22 protein-coding genes are annotated in these 25512 nt (G+C 62.5%); 11 read left to right on the forward strand and 11 right to left on the reverse strand.

The genetic code is table 11. The features are described from left to right. Positions 1-208 precede the first annotated feature (208 nt). Together QM649_RS07095 and QM649_RS07100 are read right to left on the reverse strand one after the other, a co-directional pair. Positions 209-1906 (reverse strand): hypothetical protein, encoded by a 1698-nt coding sequence (locus tag QM649_RS07095; protein ID WP_415198323.1) that lies wholly within the window; start codon positions 1904-1906, stop codon positions 209-211. Beyond that, positions 1899-2663 (reverse strand): ABC transporter ATP-binding protein, encoded by a 765-nt coding sequence (locus QM649_RS07100; protein ID WP_415198324.1) that lies wholly within the window; start codon positions 2661-2663, stop codon positions 1899-1901. The genes QM649_RS07095 and QM649_RS07100 overlap by 8 nt, the downstream gene beginning before the upstream one ends. Positions 2664-2873: 210 nt before the next feature. Between QM649_RS07100 and QM649_RS07105 the strand changes: the two genes are divergently transcribed. Further along, positions 2874-4232: an EAL and HDOD domain-containing protein gene (locus QM649_RS07105; protein WP_415198325.1), complete on the forward strand. Its 1359-nt coding sequence runs from the start codon at positions 2874-2876 to the stop codon at positions 4230-4232. A gap of 3 nt (positions 4233-4235) precedes the next feature. On the opposite strand, the gene QM649_RS07110 is transcribed toward QM649_RS07105, so the two are convergent. Together QM649_RS07110 and QM649_RS07115 are read right to left on the reverse strand one after the other, a co-directional pair. Further along, the gene (locus QM649_RS07110; RefSeq protein ID WP_415198326.1) at positions 4236-4586 is read right to left on the reverse strand and encodes a histidine triad nucleotide-binding protein; all 351 of its coding nucleotides are present in this window, start codon (positions 4584-4586) and stop codon (positions 4236-4238) included. A gap of 22 nt (positions 4587-4608) precedes the next feature. Continuing rightward, entirely contained in the window at positions 4609-5823 is a 1215-nt protein-coding gene (locus QM649_RS07115; RefSeq protein ID WP_415198327.1) for a M48 family metallopeptidase, read from the reverse strand. A 123-nt stretch (positions 5824-5946) separates the two neighbouring features. Between QM649_RS07115 and QM649_RS07120 the strand changes: the two genes are divergently transcribed. From QM649_RS07120 to QM649_RS07130, 3 genes are all read left to right on the forward strand, one after another. After that, the gene (locus QM649_RS07120; protein WP_415198328.1) at positions 5947-7716 is read left to right on the forward strand and encodes a TldD/PmbA family protein; all 1770 of its coding nucleotides are present in this window, start codon (positions 5947-5949) and stop codon (positions 7714-7716) included. Further along, complete coding sequence (locus QM649_RS07125; protein ID WP_415198329.1) at positions 7716-9383, forward strand: metallopeptidase TldD-related protein; 1668 nt, start codon at positions 7716-7718, stop codon at positions 9381-9383. Before QM649_RS07120 ends, QM649_RS07125 begins: the two co-directional genes overlap by 1 nt. Before the next feature lie 72 nt (positions 9384-9455). Continuing rightward, positions 9456-10175, forward strand: coding sequence for a methyltransferase family protein (locus QM649_RS07130; protein WP_415198330.1), 720 nt, complete (start codon positions 9456-9458; stop codon positions 10173-10175). A gap of 97 nt (positions 10176-10272) precedes the next feature. Here the strand turns inward: QM649_RS07130 and QM649_RS07135 are convergent, their stop codons facing one another. From QM649_RS07135 to QM649_RS07145, 3 genes are all read right to left on the reverse strand, one after another. Continuing rightward, the gene (locus tag QM649_RS07135; RefSeq protein WP_415198331.1) at positions 10273-10569 is read right to left on the reverse strand and encodes an HU family DNA-binding protein; all 297 of its coding nucleotides are present in this window, start codon (positions 10567-10569) and stop codon (positions 10273-10275) included. A gap of 138 nt (positions 10570-10707) precedes the next feature. After that, positions 10708-10917: a hypothetical protein gene (locus QM649_RS07140; RefSeq protein WP_415198332.1), complete on the reverse strand. Its 210-nt coding sequence runs from the start codon at positions 10915-10917 to the stop codon at positions 10708-10710. A 19-nt stretch (positions 10918-10936) separates the two neighbouring features. After that, positions 10937-11716, reverse strand: coding sequence for a DUF2461 domain-containing protein (locus QM649_RS07145; RefSeq protein ID WP_415198333.1), 780 nt, complete (start codon positions 11714-11716; stop codon positions 10937-10939). Positions 11717-11865: 149 nt separating this feature from the next. Between QM649_RS07145 and QM649_RS07150 the strand changes: the two genes are divergently transcribed. Continuing rightward, complete coding sequence (locus QM649_RS07150; RefSeq protein ID WP_415198334.1) at positions 11866-12351, forward strand: DUF3455 domain-containing protein; 486 nt, start codon at positions 11866-11868, stop codon at positions 12349-12351. A 584-nt stretch (positions 12352-12935) separates the two neighbouring features. Here the strand turns inward: QM649_RS07150 and QM649_RS07155 are convergent. Both QM649_RS07155 and QM649_RS07160 read right to left on the reverse strand, forming a co-directional pair. Next, positions 12936-13682: an RES family NAD+ phosphorylase gene (locus QM649_RS07155; RefSeq protein ID WP_415198335.1), complete on the reverse strand. Its 747-nt coding sequence runs from the start codon at positions 13680-13682 to the stop codon at positions 12936-12938. Beyond that, complete coding sequence (locus QM649_RS07160; protein WP_415198336.1) at positions 13682-14137, reverse strand: antitoxin Xre/MbcA/ParS toxin-binding domain-containing protein; 456 nt, start codon at positions 14135-14137, stop codon at positions 13682-13684. The genes QM649_RS07155 and QM649_RS07160 overlap by 1 nt, the downstream gene beginning before the upstream one ends. A gap of 260 nt (positions 14138-14397) precedes the next feature. Between QM649_RS07160 and QM649_RS07165 the strand changes: the two genes are divergently transcribed. Genes QM649_RS07165 through QM649_RS07175 form a run of 3 tightly spaced genes read left to right on the forward strand, consistent with a single transcriptional unit; the run spans position 14398 to position 18676 of the window. Further along, the gene (locus QM649_RS07165) at positions 14398-16857 is read left to right on the forward strand and encodes an ABC transporter permease (RefSeq protein WP_415198337.1); all 2460 of its coding nucleotides are present in this window, start codon (positions 14398-14400) and stop codon (positions 16855-16857) included. Between the two features lie 35 nt (positions 16858-16892). After that, a complete protein-coding gene (locus tag QM649_RS07170; RefSeq protein WP_415198338.1) occupies positions 16893-17678 on the forward strand; it encodes an SDR family NAD(P)-dependent oxidoreductase in 786 nt (261 codons plus the stop codon). Further along, the gene (locus tag QM649_RS07175; RefSeq protein WP_415198339.1) at positions 17675-18676 is read left to right on the forward strand and encodes an aldo/keto reductase; all 1002 of its coding nucleotides are present in this window, start codon (positions 17675-17677) and stop codon (positions 18674-18676) included. Before QM649_RS07170 ends, QM649_RS07175 begins: the two co-directional genes overlap by 4 nt. A 65-nt stretch (positions 18677-18741) precedes the next feature. On the opposite strand, the gene QM649_RS07180 is transcribed toward QM649_RS07175, so the two are convergent. Further along, on the reverse strand, positions 18742-20454 hold the full coding sequence (locus QM649_RS07180; protein ID WP_415198340.1) for a M1 family metallopeptidase: 1713 nt from the start codon (positions 20452-20454) through the stop codon (positions 18742-18744). Positions 20455-20580: 126 nt separating this feature from the next. Here QM649_RS07180 and QM649_RS07185 point away from each other — a divergent pair, with 126 nt between their 5' ends. Then, positions 20581-20925, forward strand: coding sequence for a PadR family transcriptional regulator (locus QM649_RS07185; protein ID WP_415198341.1), 345 nt, complete (start codon positions 20581-20583; stop codon positions 20923-20925). A gap of 12 nt (positions 20926-20937) precedes the next feature. Next, a complete protein-coding gene (locus tag QM649_RS07190; RefSeq protein ID WP_415198342.1) occupies positions 20938-23667 on the forward strand; it encodes an ADOP family duplicated permease in 2730 nt (909 codons plus the stop codon). Positions 23668-23741: 74 nt separating this feature from the next. Here QM649_RS07190 and hisS read toward each other — a convergent pair whose 3' ends face one another. After that, the gene (gene hisS / locus QM649_RS07195) at positions 23742-25007 is read right to left on the reverse strand and encodes a histidine--tRNA ligase (protein ID WP_415198343.1); all 1266 of its coding nucleotides are present in this window, start codon (positions 25005-25007) and stop codon (positions 23742-23744) included. A 160-nt stretch (positions 25008-25167) separates the two neighbouring features. Here hisS and QM649_RS07200 point away from each other — a divergent pair, with 160 nt between their 5' ends. After that, on the forward strand, positions 25168-25434 hold the full coding sequence (locus QM649_RS07200) for a hypothetical protein (RefSeq protein WP_415198344.1): 267 nt from the start codon (positions 25168-25170) through the stop codon (positions 25432-25434). Positions 25435-25512: the final 78 nt, after the last annotated feature.

Consider the following 25512-nt stretch of genomic DNA (forward strand, 5'->3'; position numbering starts at 1 on the left):
TGCGCCTTCGGCACCCGCTCCTTTTGGTCGCGATCTGCATGGTACGGATGTGGGCAGACCGCAGGTCCCTCCACTGCGCTCACTTCGGTCGCTTCGGTCGGGATGACAGATTTTGTCGGGTGGAGTTTTTTGAACCTCCTCAAGCCAACTTTGGGCTTGAATGGGCCACCCAGAGATTTGCTGTTTGTGCATGAAGCCTCAGTGACGGTCAGGCTCCGCCGCTGAGGCGGAGCGAGACCATCGGTTCCGGCTCTTCGTCAGTGAAGGCTACCTCCTCCGTGGATGGGCGGGTGAGCGCGGAGATGCGATTCACTGCAAGCCATGCGAGTCCGGCGATGCCGAGCGCTCCCAGAAAGCGTGGCATCGCCTGCAGCGCCTCCGACTCCCACCCCGCCAGCCACAGCGCGCAGATGAGCGAGAGCAGGCCGACGGCCCATGCGGCAAAGGCCAGCTGTACTTTGCCCGGACGCCATGCACAGGTGAAGGGAATCTTCAGCGTGGCGGCTACACCGAACTCGACGAGCAGTGCGCCCTCGGCTGCAAGCAACAGCAGGTAGCCGGCAGCTCTCCACGATGGGCTCTTCGCAAGAAAGAGCGCGGCCAGCAGCAGTAGAGGCGGCAGCACTCCCACGACAAACAAGGCAACACGCACGGCGTGGCGGAAGGCATCGATATGCTGCGTCTCCGCGACGCGGAAGAGCCAGTTGGCGCGCAGCAGAATAGGCAGAGATGCAACGACGCGCACGCCTGCGGCCATCAACGCAACGAGCAGGATGCCGATCGCAAGCATCGGCTGCGCGAGCTGCGAGGCAGCCTGCAGCAGCGTAGGCCCATGCGTCGCGAAGGGGTTGAAGACCATGCCTCCCATGGCCGCAAGCCCGATGCCCACGCAGGCACAAAGCAGGATGCGATGCTGGCGGCTACGCAGCAGGCTCCGCCAGGTGAAGCGCGTAAGGGCAAAGGCCAGTCCGCCCCGCAACGATGCAGGATGCCTGTCGCGCTGTCCGGCGTTGAGCCACGTGGGGAGACGCAACGGGAGGAGATCCGGCTGCTCAAGCGTGCGGCGGGACGTACGAAGATAGGACACCAGCAGCGCAAGGACCGCAAGGAGCAGGGCTCCGACGATCGCCACTGCGCCGCGCAGGGCCAGCGCGTGCGACCACGGCTGCGCCGAACCGTTGATCTCCTGATAGAAGCCGAAGAACCACCACGACGGAAACCAGAGCAGCGCGGGCTGTCGCGCGGGATCAGAGAGCGAGGGCTCGAAGAGGAACGATCCGACGACGAGCACGAATGCGGCGCTTTGCAGCAGTGACGAGGCTCGCAGGAAGATCTGCCAGGGCAGCAGCAGCGCGGCGAGCCCCTGCACGGCGATGACCGCGCACATAGGGAAGAACGAGACGAGAGCCATGCTGAGCCAGTACGCGGCAAAAGAGCGCAGTATCCCGAGAAAGCCCGAACTGATCGGCGTAAAGAGAAAAGGCCAGCCGATGCCGGTGAGCATGTTCAGCATGAAGCAGGCGATGCCCGCCACGGTAGCAAGCGCGGCGAGCCTGGCCTGAAAGAGAATCCGCGTGCGCACGGGCAGCGGCATGAGGATCAGCAGGTCGCTGCGGTCGGGCAGCGCGGCCTCCCACTGGAAGACGGCCAGCAGCCCCGCGACGAGCAGATTCAGAGACAGCAGCATGTGCTGGGTCTTCCAGAGAAAGGATGGATCCGGCACCCGCGGCACGAACATGATCTCGACGGTAAGCAGCATGCTTAGCGTGAGCAGGATGGATGCGAGCTGGCCCATCATGCGCTGAGAGTCGCCGGTGGCGGAGAGCGATTCGACGGCGATGGAGCGCTCGTAGAAGACCCGAAAGAGCACGCGGAAGGGCGAGGCAGGCATGGGAGTGTCAGGCATGAATGAGGTCCACGAGCTGCCGCGCGACTGCGGCGGTGTCCTGCTCGACGGCGAGCTCGGAGAAGATCTCCTCGAGCGAGGAGCGCTGCATCAGCGAGCGCAGGTTGGCGATGGAGTCGTCCGCAACGATGCGGCCGCGATGCAGGATGACGATGTGCGTCGCGATGCGCTCGACGGTGTCGAGCTCATGCGAGCTGAAGAGGACCGTCTTGCCCCTTGCGGCGAGCTCCGCGATGAGGTGACGCAGGATGAGCGCCGAGCCGATATCGAGGCCGGAGAACGGCTCATCGAGCAGTACGACCTCGGGATTGTGCAGCAATGCCGAGGCGAGCAGGATCTTCTGCCGCATGCCCTTCGAATAAGACGAGATGGTCACGTGACGGTCGCCATGAAGATTGAGCAAGCGCAGTAGTCCATCGATGCGCTCGGCTCCGCGACGGCCGGTGAGTCCTCGCAGCTGTCCCACCATCACCAGATACTCGAGGCCACTTAAGTGGGTGTAGAGATGCGGCTCTTCGGGCACGTAGCCGAAGCGTGCACGCCAGCCACGAATATCTTCCTCAATGGGCCTGCCCGCAAACAGCACATGGCCGCTGCTCGGCGCAAGCAGGCCGGTGACGATCTTCATCGTGGTGGATTTGCCCGATCCATTGGCACCGAGATAGCCGGTGACGCGGCCGGGGTGGGCGGTGAAGCTGACATCTTCGACGGCGGTGATGCCTCCGTAGCGTTTGGCGAGGTGGCGAAGTTCCAGCATGGCTACCCTATGTAGTGTACTTCTTATAGAAATGTCAAGTGTCGCGTTTTCGGCCATGATGCCAGCGCCTCAGGGTGCCGTTGACATACATCACGGCACCGAGGTCACCGGTAGAGCGATGCTGTTAGCGAGAAGAGCCGGCTGCCGCTGCCGATACAGCCACTGAGCATTACTGCTTCGGAGTCTCTTGCTTTGGAAACGCAGGGTGATATGCATCTTGGAATTCTGAGTTCCATCTGGCGCAGGCAGCAGGATCGTGAGGAGCAGACGGCAGCCGTGCGAGCGACGCCCTTGAAGGTACCGGGCCTGAACGCGGGCCTGGACAGCAGCACGGACGCGGGAACCACGCGCCGTTTCGTAGCGCGGCAGTCGATTCTTGACCGTGAACGACGCGTCTTCGGCTACGAACTTCTCTTCCGCTCGGGGTGGGCGAACTCTTTCTCCGGCGACCTGAACGACGCTACGCGGAAGATGATCGCCGATGGCGCGCTTTATGGCTTTCACGACCTGACCCATGGCACGCCAGCGTTTGTGAACTGCACGCATGAGTCCCTGGTGAACGGGCTGGTGACACTGCTGCCACGCACGACTGTACTGGAGATTCTGGAGACCGTGCCGGGGGACCGCCAGGTGCTGGAGGCCTGCATGCGGTATAAAGCGATGGGCTACCGGCTGGCTCTCGATGACTTTCGCATGAGCGAGGGAATGCACGGGCTGATCGCGCTGGCGGATTTCATCAAGGTGGATTTCACTCTTTCCGATGCGCGCGAGCGGCGGCACATTTTCGCATCGTTGAAGGGACTTAATGTCACGATGCTGGCAGAGAAGATCGAGACCCAGGCGCAGTTTTCCTCCGCGCTGGACGAAGGTTTCTCGCTCTTCCAGGGCTACTTTTTCTGCCGCCCGACGATGTTCTCCAAGCGGCGCATGCCGACCAACGGCGCGAATTACCTTTACCTGCTTTCGGCGCTCTGTCAGGGAGACTTCCACATCTCGCGCATTGCGCTGCTGCTGCGCTCGGAGGTCTCGCTGAGCTATCAGCTGCTGCAACTGGTGAACTCGGCAGGATACGGTGTGAACCGAGAGGTACGGTCACTAGAGGACGCGCTGATGCTGGCCGGCGAAGACCAGTTCCGCAAGCTGCTGATCAACGCGATCGCGACGGAGAGCTGCCGCAACCGCTGCTCGGAGCTGCTGATCCAGGTGCTGCACCGCGCGCAGTTCCTGGAGATGATGGCGGAGTGGACGCATGAGGACCCAGCCGAGCAGTATCTGCTGGGATTGCTCTCGCTGATGGATGTGCTGCTGGATCAGCCAGTGGAGGATTTGCTGCTGGAGCTGCCGCTGCGGCGGGAATTGCGCGCGGCACTGCGCGGCGATCCGCATCCCGCGGGCACTGCGCTACGGCTCTTCGAGCATTATCGCGATACGGACTGGATGTACTGCCTGAAAGAATGCGCGAGCCTGGGCCTACGCGAGGAGATGCTAAGCGATATCTACCGGCAATCGCTGATGTGGGCGGAGAAATCGTCGACGCTCGAGCCTCCGCCCGTGTATGCAGCGAGTTGAATTCTAGCCTGGGGGCCAGGCCATGAGCCGCCCACCCAACAGGTGCAGATGCAGGTGCGAGACAGTCTGGCCGCCATCGGCACCGGTGTTGATGACAACGCGATAGCCGTTGTCGAGGCCGTGCTTGCGGGCAAGCTCGGCTGCCGTGTAATGCATATGCCCCAGCACGGCCTTGTGATGCTCCGCGGCATCAGCCAGCGACGTGAGGTGCTCGCGCGGAATGATGAGCGCGTGAAAAGGCGCCTTGGGGTCGATGTCGGCGAAGGCGTAGACCGCCTCATCCGAGTAGAGCTGCTTCGACGGAATTTCTCCCGCCGCAATTTTGCAGAAGATGCAGTCCATGGACACCAGCATGCCACGCGGCAGCATCCCTACGCTACGGCGAGGGCGGAAAGTAGCGCGGGTGGCTGCCGGGCTGCCAGGGATCGTAGTGCGCGGCAAAGCGCACCCGCTCAGCGACGGATGGATGGCTGTCCGTCCACCAGCCGACAAGGGGATTCGGAGCCGGGTCTTCGAGCCATAGCTCACCCAGACGCTGGAAGCTCTCCGCGGTGACAGCCTGCGGATCGGCGACAATGCCATGCAGAGCCTCCTGCCCATAGACGTCCGCGGCGTGCTCTTCCCATCGGCTGAAGGCATTTGCAACCGGCTCCGCTACAAATCCCAACAAGGACATGGCGAGGAACAACAGGCCGAGCGATGACCAGTCATCGAGCGAGCGGATGCGCCAGCGCGCGCCGAATCGTGCGCTTGCCCAGGCCAGCAGACGCGCACCGATCCAGAAGAACACCAGCATGACGGCGAACGAGTAGAGCATGCCGAGATAGATGTGGTGCAGGACGTAATGCCCCTGCTCATGCGCATACATGGAGAGGATCTCGTCGGGCGTCTCCATGGTGAGCGAGGTATCCCAGACAACGATGCGCTTCGACGCTCCGAAGCCGGTGACGTAGGCGTTGGGCGCGGCGACCTTGCGGCTGGCATCCATGACGAACATGCGCGAAGGCGGGATCTGGAGGCCGCCACGCTGCACAACGCGGCCGAGCGAGCGAACGAGCGCAGGGTTGTTTTGCGCGAGCGGCGAGAAGTGATCGAAGAGTGGATCGATCGTGATGGGCACGACGAAGACAGCTGCGATTTCGCAGGGGATGGCGAGGATCCAGAACCAGAGCCACCAGCGCCGCGGCGATTTGCGAAACAGCGCATAGAGCACAGCGAGCGCGGCCGTACCGACAATGAGCGTGAGCGCGGTGGATTTGGCGAAGTCGCTGAGCCAGAGCTGCCAGCTCTCCACCGAGATGCCGTAGAGCCGGTACTGGAGGTGGAGGTAGAGCGATGCCGGTAGATCGAGCGCGGTGAGCACGAGGAGCCATAGCGGTGCGACGAGAATCCCCTGCAGCCAGCGGCGCGGCGTGATGCGAGCAGCCCAGCCAGCGATGCGCGCCCCCAGGCCGGACTGCACCAGCAGCCAGAGAGCAATGAGCGTCCACGCGGTGCCGCCGAAGTGCGCGAGGGTGCGGGCGTGGCCAAGTGCTTCGGCCTTGAGCAGCTTGTCCGGCGGGAGGGTATAGACGGTGGGGAAGCTCGGCATAACGCCAGCATAGAGCCTGCCGGATGGGCGCGGGGAATGCACTTTGCTTTGGTGTATGCGGGCAAGTACACTGGCGACACTCAGGCCCATCTCTGACCCGGTCTGTGTTGGGCATCTTTCCGCATGCTGCTTCGTTCGCGCCGTCTGCTCCCGCCTGTTGCTCTCGCCTCCACGCTTCTGCTTGCCTCGCCGCTGTTTGCGGCGCCGGCTGCCCCTGCACCGCCACCGGATTCGCCCCTGCTCGACGCCATGACCACGGAGCTGCATCGGGCAGTGACGGGCCTGGGGACGAGCACGCCGGGTAAGACGGATGACGGCACGCAGCCTGCACCGTACTTCCTGAGCTATGACGCGCACGATGTTTCGAGTGTGTCGATCACGGCGCAGCAGGGCGCACTGCTGGGCGACGATGCCGAGCACAACCGCGTGGTCGATGTAGTGATCCGCGTCGGCAGCCCGTCGCTCGACAACACCCACGGGCAGTACCGCTCGTCTGCGATCACCACGGTGCCGTTGCCGCTGGCCGACGACAAGATCGCGCTGGCGCGGTCGCTCTGGTACGCAACGAATGCGGGCTACGGCAAGGCGCTCCAGACTTATCTGCAGGTGAAGACAGAGACCGGTGTGCGCGCAGCCGAGGAGGACAAGTCTCCGGACTTCTCGAAAGACGCGGCGCAGACCGAGCTCACTTCTCCGGCCCCGTCGCTGACGGTGGACCGCGCTGCATGGAGCGAGCGGATGCGGGCACTCTCGGCGATCTTCCGCGAATATCCGCATGTGTACTCGAACATCGTGATGCTGACGGCACAGAACGAGACGGGATACTTCGTTTCCTCCGATGGCGCGAAGGTGGTGACGCCGCATCAGCTGGCGCGCGTCATCGTGTTTGCCAGCACACGCGCCGATGACGGCATGGATCTCTTCCGTGCGCAGACCTTCGAAGCGCGCACGGTTGCGGATCTGCCGTCGCAGAAGGAGCTCGAATCTGCGATCCGTAAGCTTGGCGCAAGCCTCGAGGACCTGCGCAAGGCTCCGGTGACGCAGCCCTACGATGGGCCAGCGTTGCTCTCGGGACGTGCAGCGGCGGTGTTCTTCCACGAAGTGCTGGGACATCGACTGGAAGGCCAGCGGCAGCGCGGCGACCAGGAGGGACAGACCTTCACCAAGGACATCGGCAAACCGATCCTGCCGCCGTTTTTGTCGGTCGCGGACGATCCCACGATGGCGACCTTCGATGGCACCTACCTGAGCGGCTATTACACCTATGACGATGAAGGACAGCGCGCGGAGCGGGTGGCGCTCATCCAGGACGGCGTGCTGAAGACCTTCCTGATGTCGCGTCTTCCCATCGCCAGCTTCGCCAATTCGAACGGCCACGGGCGCGCGCAGATCGGGCTGATGCCTACGGGACGACAGGGCAACCTGATCGTGACCTCGACGAAGACGGTCTCGGACAAGGAGCTGCGGCAGATGCTGATCGAGGAAGCGAAGAAGCAGAACAAGCCTTACGGCCTCTACTTCGACGACATCTCTTCGGGCTTCGCGGTGACAAACCGCGCCGCACCGCAGGCCTTTCAGGTGATTCCGCTGGTGGTGTATCGCGTGTATACCGACGGACGTCCGGATGAGCTGGTGCGCGGCGTAAGTATCGTGGGCACGCCGCAGGCCGCGCTCACGCGCATCGTAGCCACGGGCAATCATCCGGAGATCTTCAACGGCGATTGCGGCGCCGAGTCAGGCAGCATTCCGGTCTCAGCCATTGCGCCGGCCATGCTGGTGAGCGAGATCGAGACACAGCGCCAGCAACAGGGCACGGCACGACCGCCGATTCTGCCACCGCCGACTGCAGCCTCCTCGGCTCCTTCCGCCGCCACCACGCAGGAGGTGCGGTAATGATCCGGACACTTACATATGGCCTGCTTGGTGCAACGCTTGCGCTGCCGGTTTTCGCATCAGCACAGGTACCGCAGCCCTCCTCCAATGCCGCCGATGCCCAGAAGGACCCGGTGCTGGCCGCGATGCTCGCGGAACTTCATCGCAATGCGTCACAACTTCAGTTACAGAGCTTCGACAAACCATATTTCATCGAATATCGCATCGACGACGTGACGCAGTACGAGGCGACTGCGGGCTACGGCGCGCTGGTCGGAGAGCATGAGACACATCGCCGCGTGGCGCGTGTGACGGTGCGAGTCGGCGATTACAAGTTCGACTCCTCGGGCGAGCGTGGAGATGCGTCTCTACAGATCGCGGCGCTCGATAACGATCCGATGGCCTTGCGCTACGCGCTGTGGGCGGCGACCGATGCGGCGTACAAGAATGCGCTCAATAACCTGACGGCCAAGCAAGCCACCCTGAAGTCCGTGCAGACTCCGCCGCAGGCCGATGACTTCTCGCACGAAAAGCCGGTGGTTTCCATCGCGGCACTGGCGCACTCCGATCTCGATCGCGAAGCGTGGAAGCAGCTTACAGTAGAGGCTACGGGCCTTTACCAGAGCGACGCGAAGACGAAAGCCTTTGCCGCGGAGGTCCAGACCAGCGAAGGCTCGCTGCAATCGCGTCTGCGCACGGAATATCTGGTGAACACCGAAGGCACGATCGTGCGCAAGAGCGGCGTGGAGTATCGCGCCGAGGTGCAGGCGCAGGCACAGGCGACCGACGGCATGCGCCTCGAGCGCTCATACAGCGTGAGCGGCGAGACGAATGCCGATCTCGGCACCGCGGAGCATTTCCATAACGGCATCGTGCGCATGCTGACCGGACTGAACGACCTGCGGCAGGCTCCGGTAATAGCGGACGAGTATCACGGGCCGGTACTGCTCTCAGGCAATGCTTCGGCGCATGTCTTCGACGAGCTGTTCGCGCGGGCGCTTGCAGCGCATCGGCCGGAGCTTGGATCTTCGGCGCGCACGGTTGGGCCATTCGCTTCGAGTTATCACACGCGCGTGCTGCCGGACTTTATGAAGGTGACTGACGATCCCTCACTCGCGAGCTTCGACGGCAAGCCGCTGCTGGGCGCATATGCGGTTGACGATGAAGGCGTGCCTGCACAGGCGGTGACAGTCGTGGATAGCGGCCGCCTGCAGAGCTACCTGATGGGACGTGAGCCGATCCGCGATTTCGCTGTGTCGAACGGACATGCGCGCGCGGCCACAGCAGGCGCTGCCGCGCCGCGTGTGGGCGTGCTGCACGTCGAGTCATCCGAGACCGTTGCGCCAGATGAGCTCGAAAAAAAACTGGTGGCGATGGGCAAGGACCAGGGACTCGACTCGGTGTATCTCGTCGATACGCTCAGCGGCACGGAACGGCCACGCACCCTCTATCGCATCAAAGTGGCGGACGGCTCACGTGAGCTGGTGCGCGGCGCGCAGCTGGGCGACGTGGACCTGCGGCTGCTGCGCTCGGGCATTCTGGCGGTAGGCAATAATCCGTATGTCGCGAACACCTTTGGCGATATTCCGAGCTCCGTAATTGCGCCCCCCGTGCTCTTCGACGATGTAACGGTGAAGAAGGCAGAGCAGCGGAACGATAAGCTGCCGTACTATCCTCCGCCGCAATAGGTCTCTGCAGAAGCAGGTGGGCGCAGGAGAATCCGGAATCGCAGCGACGACGAAAGCGAGAGAATCGCACGCATGAAAGCAACCGGCTTCGAATTTCGCTTTCGTATCTGGATCGGATTTTTGATCTATGTCCTCGGCTTTTGGGCGCCATGGCTGCGCTATGGGCGTGAAGCAGGGCACGCGACCACGGCGTGGCTCGAACTCTCCGGTGAGCTGGGCCGCGTGATGCCGCTTGAGGCCGCGTCGCTGACCGTGACGCTGGCAGCACTGGTATGCCTGCTGGCGGGTGCGGCGTTTCGCCTGTGGGGCACGGCTTACCTCGGGGGCTCTGTTGTGCAGTCGGCGACGATGCATGCGCGCGCCGTGGTCGCCGGCGGTCCATATCGCCACGTGCGCAATCCGCTTTACTTTGGAGCATGGCTCTTTGGTGCAGGCGTCGCCATCCTGATGCCTGCGAGCGGCGCACTCGTATTCATCGTGCTGAGCCTGGTGCAGGTGCTGCGGCTGATCCTGCGCGAAGAACCCTACCTCGCCGAGCAGCAGGGACAGGCTTACCTGGACTACCGTGCGCGTGTGCCGCGCTTCCTACCGAGCCTTAGGGCGCGCCTGGAGGCCTCAGCGCTGCATCCGGCATGGCCACAGGCTGCTGTGGCAGAGAGCTTCTATCTCGCGATGGCGCTGGCTTTCCTGGCGCTGGCATGGCGCTACAACGCACAGCTGCTGACCCAGGCACTCCTGGTGTGCTTCGGGCTTTCGCTGGTGGTGCGTGCGCTGTTCGTCCGCAAAGCATGAAAAAAGGGAGACGGGCCTCAGATCCGTCTCCCTCTCCCTAATTAGTTGATTGCCGCGTCGTGTTTTTTTCAGGCGGCGGCTGCCTGCAATGCAAAAACTACTTCTTCGGCGGAGCGATGGTGTCCTTGGCGGCCTTGGCCACGCGGAACTTCACCACGGTCTTTGCCTTGATCTTGATCTGCTCACCGGTCTGCGGGTTGCGGCCGATGCGAGCCTTGCGCTCAGCCTTGACGAGACGGCCGAGACCGGGGATCACGAACACGCCGTTCTTCTTGGTCTCCTTAACCGCGGTCTCCGCGAGCAGATCCAGGAAGGCCGCCGCCTGCTTGTTGGTCAGTTCGAGCTTCTCCGCCAGCAGGCGGACGAGCGCGGTCTTGGTAAGAGCTGCTGCCATTGTGTTTCCTCCTCAGATTTCTTTAATCGCGAGTGGAGAGGTTTTTGCGCGCTCTCCAAACGCCTTGCCGATCTCCATCCCCGCTCGCCGGAACTGCGTTCGTCCTTTGTTTATGCGGGTCCGAGAGACCTACCGCCGTTAACCTTGCGGCTTTTCCGGGGGCGTTGTCAACAGCAAAACCCCGGTTTCCACAGGTTTTTGTGGGTTTTTGGCTGCATTTTGCAGTTTTTGCCCGATTTTGACGCCTTTCGTAACCGATTTTGTAAAAAACACCTTGTCCGATACGAACGCGCGCCCGGCGCGAAGGTTGCGAAACATGCGATAAACAGCGGGCGCGAGCGATTCCATTCCCTCTTCCTTCTCTGTTCTAGGAGAAGCCGAAGAGTGGTTTTCGCTTCGGCTGCGCTGCCGCCAGCAGAGGCTCGTTGAGGAAGTCGACCAGAGGCGTAGCGAGGCGAAAGTGCTTCTCGATCACCTTCGACAGATTCGGTTCGAAGGCTGCCGCAGCGGGCAGTTCGACCGCGACGCCCCATTGCCGCCAGCGAATCCACTCGAGGCCAGGATGTTCGGCGGGGAAACCTTTCGGCGAACGTGTAAGCGGCAGCGACTCGTACACATCGAGAGAGCGCCGCAGTTTCTTGTCCTCGATGAGTTCGCGGAAGCGCTCATGATGCGTGAGCAGATGCGTGCGAATGGCGAAGAGCTGCTCCTTCTGTGGCAGATAGACGCCGGCTGCGATCAGCACGCTCTCCTGTGAGATCTGCACGTAGTAGCCCCCGCCGGACACCTTCTCGAGTCCGTCGCGCGACCACCAGGCGGCGACATGCGTCTTGTACGGCGTCTTGTCCGAGGAGAAACGTGTATCGCGATAGATGCGGAAGAGGCTTTTGTGCGCGGGGCGGATGTGGCCCGGCGCGTAGTCCATCATGCCGCTGGTGAGCCGTTCGATGAGCGCGAGCATGGGCTGCTTCAGCTCCTGCTCGTAAAGATCGCGGCGCGCCTCAAACCACTCGCGACGGTTATTGCGTTTCAAGTCGCGCAGGAACTTCATCCCCGCTTCGCGGAGATAGGGTACGGCCGGAGCCTTTGCTTCCGATTGCGCAGCGGACTTTTTCCGCGCTGTCTTCTTTGCAGCCTGAGCACACATGCGGGTGATTGTATGCGGAGAGCGGCGGTGGATTTTCTTAGAACGCTTATGGCGACGCATCCAGCGCTCACAGTCCTGTGATGACAGGGGTATAGACTGAAGCCGTTTGTATGAGGTGTGGCTCTCAGTTTCACCGTGGAGGCTTTCCGATGTCCGCTCACCGCACGCTTCTGGCCCTGTGCGCATTTGTCTGCGCAGGCCAGGCCCTGGCACAGTCCCCCGCGTCTGCTTCGATCGATGTTCCAGAGGGAGCGCATCTCGTGCTCAGCGCGCATGGTGAAGGCTCGCAGGTGTATACCTGCGTCGATGGGCACTGGACGCTGAAGGCGCCGGATGCCAAGCTCCTCGATGCGCATGGAACGCAGATCGGCACACACTTTGCCGGACCCACATGGAAGCTGACGGATGGCAGTGAAGTGAAGGGCAAGGCAGTGGGCTCGCAAGCTTCGCCGGATGCGGATTCCGTTCCCTGGCTGCTGCTGGAAGCCGTGCCCGGCTCGGGATCAGGCCAGTTGGCCACCGTGGCGTGGATCCGAAGGACGGAGACAAAGGGAGGAAAGGCACCCACCGCAGCTTGCAGCAGCGGTACGATGCCTATCTCTTACTCTGCAAATTACAGTTTTTATTCCCGGTAGTCCTGTCGCTTGAGGACACGGCTTCTCGATCGAGAAGCCGTCTCTACTCGCGGACCGAAATTCCGGCCGGGGGAGCCGACCACTTGACGGCGATCCTGGGGCCACAGGCAATCTGCCAGCGCAAAATGAACACGAGGCCGCAGACGAAACTCAGCGCTCCGGCCCAGCGCAGGCTGTGGGAGAGAACAAGCGGGACAGAGGCCAACCACAAGAGAGCACCTGCCAGGACACAGAAAAACGAAGCATAGCGCGAATCGCGCAAACCACGTTCGGGGGAGATCATGCGTTTTTTACTCCACTGGGCAATGTGGGGTTCCGGCTCTTCGGTCTGGCCGGTCTTCTTATCTATCCATGGAGAAGCGCGGAAGTGAGCTCATCCGCAGCGTGGGTTGCACCGGAGGATGTGCCGGCAGAAGTGTTAATCACTTTGCGCTCTGGTATTTCCTGATAACTATGATGCACCACTTTCGTGGTATTCCACGCGTCACCGGAAATCGCTCTTGTTGTGATAAAGCAACCACCTAATGATGTCAAAACGTAAATGGTAACCACCACACAACAGATAGCCCACAAAATGCGTCCCGCTAGTCTTCCGGAGTGATTTCCCGCGCCTGTCGGGGTGAAAATTTCTCACCGGCGCGCAGTGTGAGTTCCAGACGCGCTCCACGCCGCACGTGATAGACGAGCGCGGGACGAAAACAGACCACACAGGTTCCGCGCGAAAGCCGTGCGCTAGGGTACAGGATGCCGTTTCCGCCCTGCGCGAGGAGTGTGTCCGCCAGGCGTTGCGGCTCGGCATAGCACTCCGGGATCGGCTCCTTCTCGAGATACTTCTGTACCGCCGGCTGACCGCCGGTGAGGTCGTACGCCGGCATCGAGAAATCGGCCAGATAGTCATCGAAGGTGGAGACCTCGGGCTCGGGCCAGTTCACCTCTTCCAGCTGGCGCAGCTTATGGAAGCCGACCTCGGCAAGCGAGGTCTCCCGGGTGAGACCCGCGTACCAGGCGCCACGGTCCGGTCCATTGAAGCGGCCACCGTCGGGCGAAGCATGCGTGAAGGCGGCGTTGACGATGTGCGCGTAGTCGACGCCATAGACCAACTCCAGCACGCTGATGCCGGGCAGCAGACCCTCCTCGCCGAGAAGACGGTCATTGGTGGCGCTGTCGAGTTCCAACAGATCGGCGATATCCGCGTCATCGTCGGAGAGCCGCGAGAGGACGGAGCCGCTCTCGCTGAATTTTGAAGGGATGAGCCGATGCGTATTACGGAGGCGAACGGTATCGACCGGGGGTAACAATGGAGGCAGAGGCAGGGGGATGGCTTCTGCCATTACTGACCGCCGCGCCGCGCGTCGAGAAGCTGCCGCACATGGAGCATGCCGGGCTGGCCCCGCTGAATGATGTAGGCCAGAGGCGTCGAACCGCGGAACATAGGGTTCGTATTCGGCAGCGTGATCCAGGAGTCGGCCAGCTTGCGGCTATAGAGGATGTTGAGCGCCTTGAAGATGCCGACCAGGATCGAAATACGTGTAAGCATGTCCTGATCGAGCGAGCGCGCCAGGGAGCGGGTTTTCGCATCCTTCTTCCAGCTGTAATACGAGCCGGTCGAGATTCCGCCAAGCAGGGCGCGGGCTTCGGGGTCTTTCAGAGCCCATTTTTCAACGATAGCGAGGAAGCCTTTGACCGCGGCCGGGCTCAGTCTGCGGCGCACGGCTGGGTCGGAAAGATCCGCCGCTACTTCGCTGCGATAGCCAGGAACATTCGGCAAAGCCAGGGATGCTGCCATACCGATACTCTCCAAATTTGAATTCCATAGAAATCATATTTGATGAATCCTCGCTTTTCCACGCTTTTTTGTGAATGGAGCTATCCCTCGTTCTTTTTGAGACACAGTGCTCACCAGCTCCAGCCCGATTCCGTCTGACGGAACGCGGGCTGCGCTGCGGGCGTACTATCGTCAGGCCAAGAGGCGCACGCACGAGGACAGAGGCCGTTGCGCGGCCGCCGGGCCGGATTGTCGACATAGTCTGCATCGAGGTGGATCCTGTGGGCACTTTTCTTGGCGATCTCCGCCACGCGCTCCGCATGTTTGTGAAGAGTCCGGGCTTCGCCCTGGCGGCCGTGGGCGCGCTGGCGCTGGGCATCGGGGCGAATACCGCCATCTTCAGCGTGGTGAACGCAGTGCTGCTGAAGCCGCTCACCTATCCGGACTCCGACCGCATTGTGCACATGATGCAGAAAGGGCCGGACGGCAGCGGGTGGGCCGCCTCGCCGACAAAATACAACATGTGGCGCACGGAGACCGGCTCAGTGCTGCAGGACATGGCCGCTTACGACTTCGGCGGACCTGGCTTTAACCTGACGGGCGACCATCCGGAGCAGGTCCACGGCATCCACGCGAGCGAGGCCTTTTTCCGGCTCTTTGGCGCGCCGGTGATGCTGGGACGAACCTTCACACCACAGGAAGACTCTCCGAACGGCGGCAAGGTGGTGGTGCTGAGCTACGGGCTGTGGCAGAAGCGCTATGGCGGCGATCCGCAGATCGTGGGACGGTCGATTTCGCTGGGCAATGAGCCGTACACGGTGGTGGGCGTGCTGGGGCAGAGCTTCCAATCCGATCCTGAGGCGGAGCTTTTCGTGCCCTTCCAGCTCGATCCGCAGAGCACTAACCAGGGGCACTACTTTCAGGCCTCGGCGCGGATGAAGCCGGGCATCACGCTGGCGCAGGTTAACGCACAGCTGAAGGTGGTCGCCGATACGTTCCGGCGGCGGTATCCGGGCGCGATGGAGCCGCAGGTCACCTTTACCGCCGAGCCGCTGCGGGACACGATTGTGAGCGGAGTGCGGTCGTCGCTGTTCATCCTGCTGGGCGCGGTGGGCTTTGTGCTGCTGATCGCCTGCGCGAACGTGGCGAACCTGCTGCTGGTGCGTGCCACGGGGCGCAGGCGGGAGTTTGCGATCCGTGCGGCGATGGGCGCCGGGCGCGGCAGGATCGTGCTTCAACTGCTGACAGAAAGTGTGCTGCTGGCGACGGCAGGCGGTGTGCTGGGACTCATCCTTGGCTACGTAGGTGTGCGCGCGCTGCTGGCCATCAGCCCGGCGGATCTGCCGCGCGTGGGTGAAGGCGGCTCGGAGCTCGGGCTCGACTGGCGGGTGCTGGCATTCACGCTGGGCATCTCACTGCTGACAGGCATTCTCTTTGGGCTGTTTCCAGCGATCGGCGCGGCCCGGCCCGATCTGAACACCACGCTCAAGGAGAGCAGCAACCGCTCAGGCACTGGCTTCCGGCAGGGCGTGGCGCGCTCGCTGCTGGTGGTGAGCGAGGTCTCGCTGGCGCTGGTGCTGCTGATCGGCGCAGCGCTGCTGATCCGCACCTATGTGGCGACACGCAGCGTGCAGCCGGGTTTCGACACGCATCACGTGCTGACGATGGAGATGTCGGTGACAGGCGACCGCTTCTCGAAGACGGCGGCGATCGCGCAGCTGGTGCGCAACGGGCGCGAGCGGGTGAATGCGATCCCCGGCGTCGAGGCATCGGCCTCGACCTGCTGCCTGCCGCTCGAGGGCGGCTTCGGGCTGCCGTTTATTGTCGTGGGGCGGCCGCTCGGCAAGGATCAGCAGACCGGCGGCGGAGGCTGGATGAGCGCATCGCCCGGATACTTTTCGACCTTCAAGATACCGATTCTGCGGGGGCGCGACTTCACCGATCAGGACACCGCTGACGCACCGGGCGTGGTGCTCATCAACCAGGCGATGGCAAAGCAGTTCTGGCAGAAGGAAAACCCGGTGGGCCAGCAGATCATCATTGGCAAGGGTGTGGGGCCGCAGTTCGAAGAACCAGCGCGACAGATCATCGGTATTGTCGGCGATATTCACGACCATGGCCTGAACCGCGATCCCGACCCGATGATGATCGTGCCACAGGCACAGGTGACGGACGGCATGACCGCGCTCAACGCCACCATCGGGCCGATTGTATGGGTGATGCGCACGCAGGGAGATCCGCACCAGCTTTCCTCGGCCATCGTCGAACAACTGCGCCAGGCGAGCGGCGGCTTCCCGGTGGCGCGGGTGCGCACGATGGATGAGGTCGTGGTGCGATCGACGGCGCGCGAGGACTTTAACATGCTGCTGCTGACGATCTTCGGCACTTCAGCGCTGCTGCTGGCGGCAATCGGCATCTACGGCCTGATGGCCTACTCGGTGCAACAGCGCACGCAGGAGATGGGCATCCGCATGGCACTGGGCGCGGACCGTGCGCGTATCCGCAATCTGGTGGTGTGGCACGGCATGCGACTGACGCTGGCGGGCGTCGTGATCGGCGTAGGCGCGGCCTTCGGCCTTACACGGCTGCTGGCCAGCTTCCTCTTCGGAGTAAAGGTCTACGATCCAGCCGTATTTGTAACTGTGCCGGTGATCTTAACGCTGGTGGCTCTGGCCGCAGTGTGGATGCCGGCCACCCGCGCCTCCAGGCTGGACCCGATGCAGGCATTGCGCGTGGAGTAAACGACAACGTCACGCGGCCGCGATAGCATCGTGGCATGAGCGAACCTGTTGCTGTGATCACCGGGGCCGCGCAGGGCATCGGCCGACGCACCGCCGATCTGCTGGCTGCTGAAGGCTATCGGATAGCGGTCATCGACCTGCACGCACCCGCGCACGCCTTCTCGAGCGATGTGCTGCTTTACCTTGGCAACATTACGCAGGAAGCCACGGTCGAGGCCTTCGTCGATGCCGTCTTCACGCGCTACGGGCGTGCGGATGTACTGGTGAACAACGCCGGCATCAGCCACATCGCACCGGCAGAAACGATCTCCGCCGCGGACTACCGGCGCGTGCTCGAGGTGAACCTCGTCGCGCCGTTTCTACTGGCGAAGGAATTCGGCGAGCAGATGCTCGATGCGGGCAGCGGGTCGATCGTGAATGTAGCCTCGATCGCAGGTATCGCCGGTGTTGGCGATCGCGCCGCGTACAACGCATCGAAGCATGGGCTGATCGGGCTCACGCGCACGCTGGCTGCCGAGTGGGGCGGACGTGGAGTGCGCGTGAATGCGGTATGTCCGGGCTGGGTGAAGACGGAGATGGACGAGGCCGACCAGGCAGGCGGCAGCTACTCCGATGAGGACATCTCGCAGCGTGTGCCGATGGGCCGCTTCGCAACGCCGGAAGACATTGCGCAGGCGATTGCGTATCTCGCCGATAGCCGTAGGAGCGGCTTCGTGAACGGGCACACACTGGTCGTCGACGGAGGCTGGACAGCCGATGCGAGCTGGGAGCGCCTGCGATTGAGCAAGCGCGGCAACGCGGCCGAGGGAGGATCGCGATGAAGCTGCGCACGCTGGGGCGCAGCGGGCTGCGCATCTCCGGAATTGGACTGGGCACATGGGGCATGGGCGGCGCGGTTACCGGCTGGCATGGCGCGGACGACGCGACCTGCACGGCTGCCATCCATCGCGCACTTGACCTGGGACTAAACTTTATCGACACGGCGCTTTCTTACGGCGAAGGGCATAGCGAGCGGCTGATCGGCGCGGCGCTGGCGGCAAAGCCGGACGCGCAGGTGATGGTCGCCTCGAAGATTCCGCCGAAGAACGGGTTCCAGAATGCGCGCTCGCCGGAGACGCCGCTCTCCGCGGCCTTTCCTCCGGAGCATGTGATCGCCGCAACGGAAGAGAGCCTGCGCAATCTGCGCCGCGAGACATTGGAGTTGCAGCAGCTGCATCTTTGGCATGATGCATGGCTCGCGAGCACAGCCGAACGCGATGCGCTCTTCGAAGCGATCGCGCGGCTGCGCGAGCAGGGCAAGATCCGCGCCTTCGGCATTTCGATCCTGCGCAGCAATCCGGAGAATGGCGTCGCGCTGATCGAGAGCGGCCAGGTGGATGCGGTGCAGGTGATCTACAACATCTTCGACCAACGCGCGGTGACGCGGCTGTTTCCGCTATGCCTTGAGCGGAATGTTGGCGTGCTGGCGCGCGTGCCGCTCGACGAAGGCGGCCTCACCGGCACCATCACCGCAGAGACTGCTTTCCCCGAGGGCGACTTCCGCACAGGCTATTTTCAGGGGGAGCGCAAGCGTGAGGTTGCCGAGCGCTGCGCGGCAATCGTGAACGATCTGCACGCGACTGATGAGAGCATCACGCTGGCGGAACTGCCGCGCATCGCGTTGCAGTTTGCGCTGGCGCATCCTGCGGTCACGGCGACGATTCCCGGAATGCGCTCGCCGCGCAATGCCGAGCGCAACTGTGCCATCAGCGATCTGCCTCCGCTTACACCGGAGCAGATCGCGATCCTCGAACGCCATAGCTGGGCGCGCAACTGGTAAATACCTACTCTGCGCAGAAGAAGGGCCGTCGTGAAGACGGCCCTTCTTTTTTTACCAGCGATGCGTCAGTACTTGGCGACGTTCACATAGAAGAGATCGGTCGCGACATCGAACTGATCCTTCGTGAGCGAGGTCTTCATCGTCTGCCACTGCTCGGTGGGCGTGATGCGCTGCCACTTGCCCTTTTCGCCAACGAGGATGGGCATGGCGAAGTCTGCTTCGTCGACGCGCCATTTGTAGCTGACCGTGCCCTGCGAAGGATCGAAGAAGAGTTCAAGCGTGGGGATGTCGGCATGGCGCAGGTACTGGTTGAAGATTGGAGTGAGATTCATGCCGGTCTCGTGGTTGAAGTACGTCACCACATCTTCCGTCATGATGTTGTGGTACTTGAACTCCTGGAAGAAGTTGTAGAGCAGCGGCCACCACTTGTCATCGTTATCGACAACAGAGCGCAGCGTGTTGAGCATGAGCGCGCCCTTGAAGTACTGGTCCTCTGTGGGGTTGCCATTGACGCCGCGCTCGGTGATGATGGGCCGCTCGTTGAAGATCTTTGGCTTCATGCCGTTGATGTAGCGGATCGCATCGTCGCGTCCCCAGCGGTATTCGACATAGAGCGCCTCGAGGTACGTCGTCCATCCTTCATGGATCCACATATCGGAGCGATCGGCCGCAGAAACGGCATTGCCGAACCACTCGTGGCCGCTCTCGTGGATGATGATGAAGTCGAACTTCGGGCTGATGCCGACACCCGTCCAATCCTTACCAAGATAACCATTCTCGAAGTGATTGCCGTAAGCAACGGCGCTCTGGTGCTCCATGCCGGAGTAGGGCACTTCGATGAGCTTATAGCCGTCTTCAATGAAAGGATAAGGGCCGAAGTAGTGCGCGTAGGCGTTGAGCATTTCTCCCGACTGCGCAAACTGCTTCTGTGCCTTTTCGAGATCGCCGGGGAGCGCGTAGAAATCGAGCGTAAGGCCGCCAAGGCGCTCGCCGAAGTGCTGATAATCGCCGATGTTCAGCGCCACATCGTAGTTGTTGATGGGGTAGTGGACGACCCAGTCCCAGCGCGTGTAGCCGTCGCCCAGATCCTTGTGGCCGAGCATGCGGCCGTTTGAGATATCGACGAGGTTGTTCGGCACCGCGACACTGATCTCCATGTTCTCGACCTCATCGCGCCACTGATCTTTGTTCGGCCACCAGAGGCTCGCGCCCTCGTCCTCACAGGAGGTATAAATCCAGGGCTTGCCGGTAGGGTCCTTGTCGAAGACGAATCCACCGAAGCGGCCGGTCTTGAGCGGATGGCCGGAGTAATAGAAGTCGATGGAGTAGGTCGCGCCCTGGTGCAGCGTCTCGGGGAAATCGATGAAGACGGCGCCTGAATCACGCTCGTACTTCAGTTCCGTCGTGCCCAGCAAAATTTTGTCGACGTTCATCGCCTGGTGCAGGTCGAGCTGGATGCGGTTGCCGTCCGAGAGCATGCGGAAGGTGATGGTGTTCTTGCCGCTGACCGTCTGCTTATCGGGATCGACGCGAATGTCGAGGTGATAGGAGATGAGGTCGTTGTTTGCACGATAAGGACCGTACATCCCGCGCAGAATGTCCGCGCGGGTGACGGGAGCCGGCGGGCCTTCGCTCTTGCGAGGCTTTGCGGGCGGCATGGCAGCCGTCTGGCCGGAAGACGCGGCGGCGGACGGCGCGTTCGCGGGAGCATTCTGGGCCCGCGCAAATGCGGACGATCCGAGAACAAGAAAAGAGGCGAGCAGGGCACGCAAAGACAAGGCGGACGGGAACATGCCATTAAGCGTAAACGAGCGCCATGGCAGCCGTCACAGCGGTCTCTCTACCGGCGGGAAACAAAAGTCTATTGACATGCCGTGGGCTTCCGCCCTACTCTCACCCCTAATATGTTTAGGGAAAAAGATACCGACGCTGGACAACTCATCCAGGGCACGCTCGAAATGCTCGTGCTGCGAGCGCTGATACGCGGCCCACAACACGGATACGCAGTCGCCGAGTGGATTCACAACACTTCCCAGCAGGTGCTGCGCGTGGAAGAGGGCGCGCTGTATCCGGCGCTGCATCGCCTGGAGCTGCGCGGGCTTCTCGCGGCGAAGTGGGGCACATCGGAAAACAACCGGCGGGCAAAGTTCTACCAGCTGACGGCAGAGGGAAAGAAGCGGCTCGATGCGGAGACGCAGCGCTGGGCAAGGCTTTCCGCGGCTGTTGCGTTTGTCATGCAGGCTTCCTAAGGAGAGATCACCATGTCCCACGGCATGCACGGATTCCGTCTCAGGCTCAAGGCGCTCTTCCATAAGCAGCGTATGGATCGGGATATGGCTGAAGAACTTGCCTTTCACCAGACGATGATGCGCGAGAAGATGCTGCGCGAAGGCGTGCCGCCGGGCGCTGCCGAGGCCGCAACACGGCGCAGCTTCGGCAGCGAGGCACGCTGGCACGAGCGGCTGCGCGAACTCTGGCAGTTTCGCAGCTTCGAACAGCTCAAGCGGGATGTGGTCTTCTCGCTGCGGCTGCTCCGGAAGTCACCCGTCTTCACGACCGTGGCCGTGCTGACACTGGCGCTGGGCATCGGCGCAAACATGGCCATTTTTTCCATGATTAACGCACTGCTGCTGCGCCCGCTGCCAGTGCCGCATAGCGACGAGCTGGCGGTGATTCGCATCGATGCGGGACCGCGGGACGAAGGGCCACAGTACAGCCTTGCATCGCCGTTCTTCCGCAGCCTGGAGCGCCGGCATGACGTGTTCCAGCAGGTCTTCGCCTTCAGCCGTTATCCGTTTAATGTACGCATGCACGGCGGCATCGAAGCGATGCCGGGACAGATGGTAGGCGGAGAGTATTTTTCCGGCCTCGAGGTGCGGCCTGTGCTGGGCCGCGCACTTACACCGCAGGATGACACTCCGGGCGCACCGGTGCAGGCTCTCGTATTGAGCTACGACACATGGCAGCAGCGCTTCGGTGGCAACCCTGCCGTGCTTGGACAGACGCTCGAAGTGAGCAAACTCATGTTCACCATCGTAGGCGTGATGCCGAAGGGCTTTTATGGCGCGGACCCGACGGACCGGCCGGCCTTCTTTATCCCACTGGCGACCGAGCCGCTATTCAACCCGGAAAACAGCATGACAAAGGCCGGCTATCACGGGTGGTGGCTCTCGGTGATGGGGCGTCGTCAGCCAAACGTCACTCTGCAACAGGCGAGTGCGGCACTGCAGACCGAGACAGAGCCTATTCTTCGCGAAGGTGTGCCGGATGCGGGGTGGATCAAGCAGTCTCTGAAAGACCATTTCCAATTTAATGCGGAAGCCGGCAATCGCGGATTCACCTACATGCGTCTGCAGTTCGCAAATCCGCTTTACGTCGTCTTCGCCATGTGCGGCGGCATCCTGCTGCTGGCATGCCTGAACCTTGCAAGCCTGCTGTTGGCACGCGGCGCCTCGCGCGAGCGTGAGCTGGCCACGCGGCTGGCGCTGGGCGCGGCGCGCATACGGCTTGTGCAGCAGATGTTGATCGAGAGCCTGCTGCTGGGCATCGCGGGCACGACGATCGGCCTGGCTTTCGCACCCCTGGTCAGCCACTCGCTCTCTGCCATCCTGTTGGCGAACAATTCCATTGCGGCTCCGCATCTCGATACCTCGCTCGACCTGCGAGTCTTCGCCTTCGCGGTGCTACTGGTGGCGGTGCTGACGCTTTTGACCGGCCTGTTGCCGGCACTGCGAGCGACTGGCGGCAGCGTGAACGAACATCTGAAAGAAGGCCAGCATGCATCGCGCGATTACACGCGGCGAGCGCTGTTGCCAAAGATGTTGATGGCCTCGGAGGTCGGCCTTGCTTTGATCCTGCTGATCGGCGCAGGACTGCTGGCGGCGAGCCTGGTACGGCTCTATCGCTCAGGCATCGGTTACGACCCGAAGGGACTCGAGCTGCTCAGCTTCAACATGGAGACGGAGAAGCTGCACGGAGACGCGCTGGCGCGACGATACCAGGAGATCGGCGAAGGACTCTCGCGGCAGCCGGGTGTCCGTAGCGTGAGCTTCGTTCTGATTTCGCCTTTCATGGGGATGAGCTGGGACCAGGGATTCACTCCGCAGGGCGAGAAAACAGAGAAGGACATCTGGATGAACGTGGTGGCTCCGGGTTATTTTTCGACCTCGGGTATCGCGATGCTTACCGGGCATGACTTCTCGGCTTCGGACAGCGCTTCTTCCAGCCTGAAAGCGGTGATCAACCAGGAGGCAGCAAAGCTGCTCTTTCCGAATCGCAATCCAATCGGACTGCACATCACGCGCAAAGACGCCCACAGCGACAAGATGCTTGCGTACGAGGTGATCGCTGTGGTGGGGAATGCGAAGTACAACGACGTGCATGCGCCTGCTCCGGCAACGGTGTACCTGACGATCGCGCAGAATATCGACCCCTTCAGCTCGTACAACGCCATGGTGAGGATGGCCGACACGAAGGCTCCGCTGGGACCGCTGCTGGCCGCGGCCCGCGATGTGACGCGGCGCGTGGCACCGGATATTGCAGCGCCCACGCTGACCTCGCTGTACCAGACGGTGGACAACGCTCTCGCCACCGAGCGCGTGATGGTGCTGCTGGCGCTTTACTTCGCCGCTGTAGCTCTGCTGGTTACAGGTATTGGGCTCTACGGCACACTGGCCTACGCGACCGCGCGGCGCACGAGCGAGATCGGCATCCGGATCGCGCTGGGCGCGCAGAGGGAGCGGGTAGTGGCCCTGATCTTCCGTGAGAACGCGATGCTCGCACTGACCGGTGTGGCTGCGGGCCTCCTGCTGGCATTGTTTGCGGCGCGGGTACTCACGCACCTGAACTTTCTCTTCGCCACCAGCGCGCACGATCCCATGGTGCTGGCGTTGGCCGTGCTGGCGCTGGCCATCGTGGCCGCTGCGGCATCGCTGGTGCCGGCGGTGCGGGCCGCGCGGATCAATCCGATACGGGCGATCCGGTGTGAGTGAGGGCTTGCGTGGACAAACACAACGGCGGAGCCTCTTGGCTCCGCCGTTTGCTTTGTGTCACAACATTCGTTCTCTTAGACAATCTCCGCGCGTGCCACCTTTGTCTGCTCCGCCGTCGCAAAATCCTTCACCGTGAGAATGCCGGTGCTGGCTTCATCTTCGCCGAGGAGGATGATCTTCTTTGCCAGCTTGTTGGCCAGTTCGAAGGATTTCTTCAGGCGGAAGCTGCCATCGCCGATCTCGATGCGCAGGCCTTTGCGGCGCAGCTCGCGCGCGAGTTCCAGCGCTGCGGGGTTCTGCGCGATGGAGAGCGGCGCGATGTAGTAGTCGGCGAGCGTCGCGGTCTGTTGCCGCTCTGCCTGCAGTGTGAGAATCAGCCGGTCCTCGCCCATAGCGAAGCCGATGCCCGGAGCCTTCGGTCCGCCGATGTTCTCGGATAGCCCGTCATAGCGTCCGCCGCCAAGCAGCGCATTCTGCGCGCCGAGGCCACCGTGCGTGAACTCAAATGTCGTGCGCGTGTAGTAGTCGAGGCCGCGCACCAGGCGCGGATTTACGCGGTACGGCACGCCGCAGGCGTCGAGCGCGGCCAGCACCTGCTCGAAGTGCGCCTTTGACTCCTCATCGAGATAGTCGGCGATCTTGGGCAGGTTGTTGATGAGCTCCTGATCGTTCGGGTCCTTCGAATCGAGCACGCGCAGGGGATTCGTCTCGGCGCGGCGCTGGTTGTCCTCGCACATCAGGTGCTTGACCGGCGCAAGCGCCTCGCGCAGCGCTGCGATGTAGCGCGGGCGATCAGTGGCTGAGCCGACGGAGTTGATCTCGAGCGTCCATCCCTCGATGCCCAGCTCGTTCAGGAAGGTCGCGAGCATTTCGAGGACCTCGGCATCGCGCAGCGGCGATTCGGAACCGGCGCTGATGGGGCCGATAACCTCGGCGCCGATCTGCCAGAACTGGCGATAGCGGCCCTTCTGCGGGCGCTCGCGGCGGAACTGCGGTCCGATGTAGAAGAGCTTCTGCAGCAGGCCCGTATCGCCGAGCTTGTGCTCGATGTAGGCGCGGACCACGCCGGCAGTGTTCTCGGGACGCAGCGTGAGCGACTGCGCCTTTTCCGATTGCGCACGCGCGCGGTCCTCCCAGGTGTACATCTCCTTCGAGACGATGTCCGTCTCCTCGCCCACGCCGCGGGCGAAGAGGCTCGTGTCCTCGAAGAGAGGGGTGCGGATTTCGCCGAAGTTATAGTGGCCGAAGACGCGGCGGGCAGTGGCTTCGACGTGGTTCCAGAGTTCGGTTTCCGGCGGCAGGAGATCGCGTGTGCCGCGCACGGCTTTCAATGTGCTCATTCGATAAAAGGCCTTGTTTCAAGGTTACCAGCCACTGCGCATGGCGCGGGACTGGCTGTCCAGGCCATTCGCCATTGGCGCCCGCACCCACTGGTCGCGATAAGCGATGAGTTGCGGCAACCGGCACGAGTCTGCGGTACTCTTACCCGCAGGAGCTTGCATGAGCCAGATTCCGCCGTATCCGCCGGTGATTGTGGCGCGCACCAAAAGCGTGGCGCTGAGCCTGGTGCTGACTTTCTTCCTTGGCCCGCTGGGGATGCTCTACAGCACTATCCCCGGCGCCATCCTCATGATCATCGTTTCGATTCCCCTGTTCGTGATCACGCTGGGGCATGCGGGGTTCATCATCTGGCCGGTTTCGATGATCTGGGGCGCGTGGGCCGCGCATCGCTATAACCAGCGGCTGCTGGGGCGGGCGGGGTTTTAGTTCACGCCCAAGCGGAGCCTGGATGAGCATATTCATCCTTGTGGATGCAGGAGAACAGCAGGTTCCCCGCTTTGCTCG

Origin of the sequence: Silvibacterium sp. (genome assembly GCF_047605705.1) — a bacterium.
Taxonomy (GTDB): domain Bacteria; phylum Acidobacteriota; class Terriglobia; order Terriglobales; family Acidobacteriaceae; genus Silvibacterium.

What these genes read in the sequence shown, in the direction of transcription:
- QM649_RS07095 (WP_415198323.1), bottom strand. Translation starts at nt 1,906, where the DNA reads ATGCCTGACACTCCCATGCCTGCCTCGCCCTTCCGCGTGCTCTTTCGG.
- QM649_RS07100 (WP_415198324.1), bottom strand. Translation starts at nt 2,663, where the DNA reads ATGCTGGAACTTCGCCACCTCGCCAAACGCTACGGAGGCATCACCGCC.
- QM649_RS07105 (WP_415198325.1), top strand. Translation starts at nt 2,874, where the DNA reads ATGCATCTTGGAATTCTGAGTTCCATCTGGCGCAGGCAGCAGGATCGT.
- QM649_RS07110 (WP_415198326.1), bottom strand. Translation starts at nt 4,586, where the DNA reads ATGCTGGTGTCCATGGACTGCATCTTCTGCAAAATTGCGGCGGGAGAA.
- QM649_RS07115 (WP_415198327.1), bottom strand. Translation starts at nt 5,823, where the DNA reads ATGCCGAGCTTCCCCACCGTCTATACCCTCCCGCCGGACAAGCTGCTC.
- QM649_RS07120 (WP_415198328.1), top strand. Translation starts at nt 5,947, where the DNA reads ATGCTGCTTCGTTCGCGCCGTCTGCTCCCGCCTGTTGCTCTCGCCTCC.
- QM649_RS07125 (WP_415198329.1), top strand. Translation starts at nt 7,716, where the DNA reads ATGATCCGGACACTTACATATGGCCTGCTTGGTGCAACGCTTGCGCTG.
- QM649_RS07130 (WP_415198330.1), top strand. Translation starts at nt 9,456, where the DNA reads ATGAAAGCAACCGGCTTCGAATTTCGCTTTCGTATCTGGATCGGATTT.
- QM649_RS07135 (WP_415198331.1), bottom strand. Translation starts at nt 10,569, where the DNA reads ATGGCAGCAGCTCTTACCAAGACCGCGCTCGTCCGCCTGCTGGCGGAG.
- QM649_RS07140 (WP_415198332.1), bottom strand. Translation starts at nt 10,917, where the DNA reads ATGGAATCGCTCGCGCCCGCTGTTTATCGCATGTTTCGCAACCTTCGC.
- QM649_RS07145 (WP_415198333.1), bottom strand. Translation starts at nt 11,716, where the DNA reads ATGTGTGCTCAGGCTGCAAAGAAGACAGCGCGGAAAAAGTCCGCTGCG.
- QM649_RS07150 (WP_415198334.1), top strand. Translation starts at nt 11,866, where the DNA reads ATGTCCGCTCACCGCACGCTTCTGGCCCTGTGCGCATTTGTCTGCGCA.
- QM649_RS07155 (WP_415198335.1), bottom strand. Translation starts at nt 13,682, where the DNA reads ATGGCAGAAGCCATCCCCCTGCCTCTGCCTCCATTGTTACCCCCGGTC.
- QM649_RS07160 (WP_415198336.1), bottom strand. Translation starts at nt 14,137, where the DNA reads ATGGCAGCATCCCTGGCTTTGCCGAATGTTCCTGGCTATCGCAGCGAA.
- QM649_RS07170 (WP_415198338.1), top strand. Translation starts at nt 16,893, where the DNA reads ATGAGCGAACCTGTTGCTGTGATCACCGGGGCCGCGCAGGGCATCGGC.
- QM649_RS07175 (WP_415198339.1), top strand. Translation starts at nt 17,675, where the DNA reads ATGAAGCTGCGCACGCTGGGGCGCAGCGGGCTGCGCATCTCCGGAATT.
- QM649_RS07185 (WP_415198341.1), top strand. Translation starts at nt 20,581, where the DNA reads ATGTTTAGGGAAAAAGATACCGACGCTGGACAACTCATCCAGGGCACG.
- QM649_RS07190 (WP_415198342.1), top strand. Translation starts at nt 20,938, where the DNA reads ATGTCCCACGGCATGCACGGATTCCGTCTCAGGCTCAAGGCGCTCTTC.
- hisS (WP_415198343.1), bottom strand. Translation starts at nt 25,007, where the DNA reads ATGAGCACATTGAAAGCCGTGCGCGGCACACGCGATCTCCTGCCGCCG.
- QM649_RS07200 (WP_415198344.1), top strand. Translation starts at nt 25,168, where the DNA reads ATGAGCCAGATTCCGCCGTATCCGCCGGTGATTGTGGCGCGCACCAAA.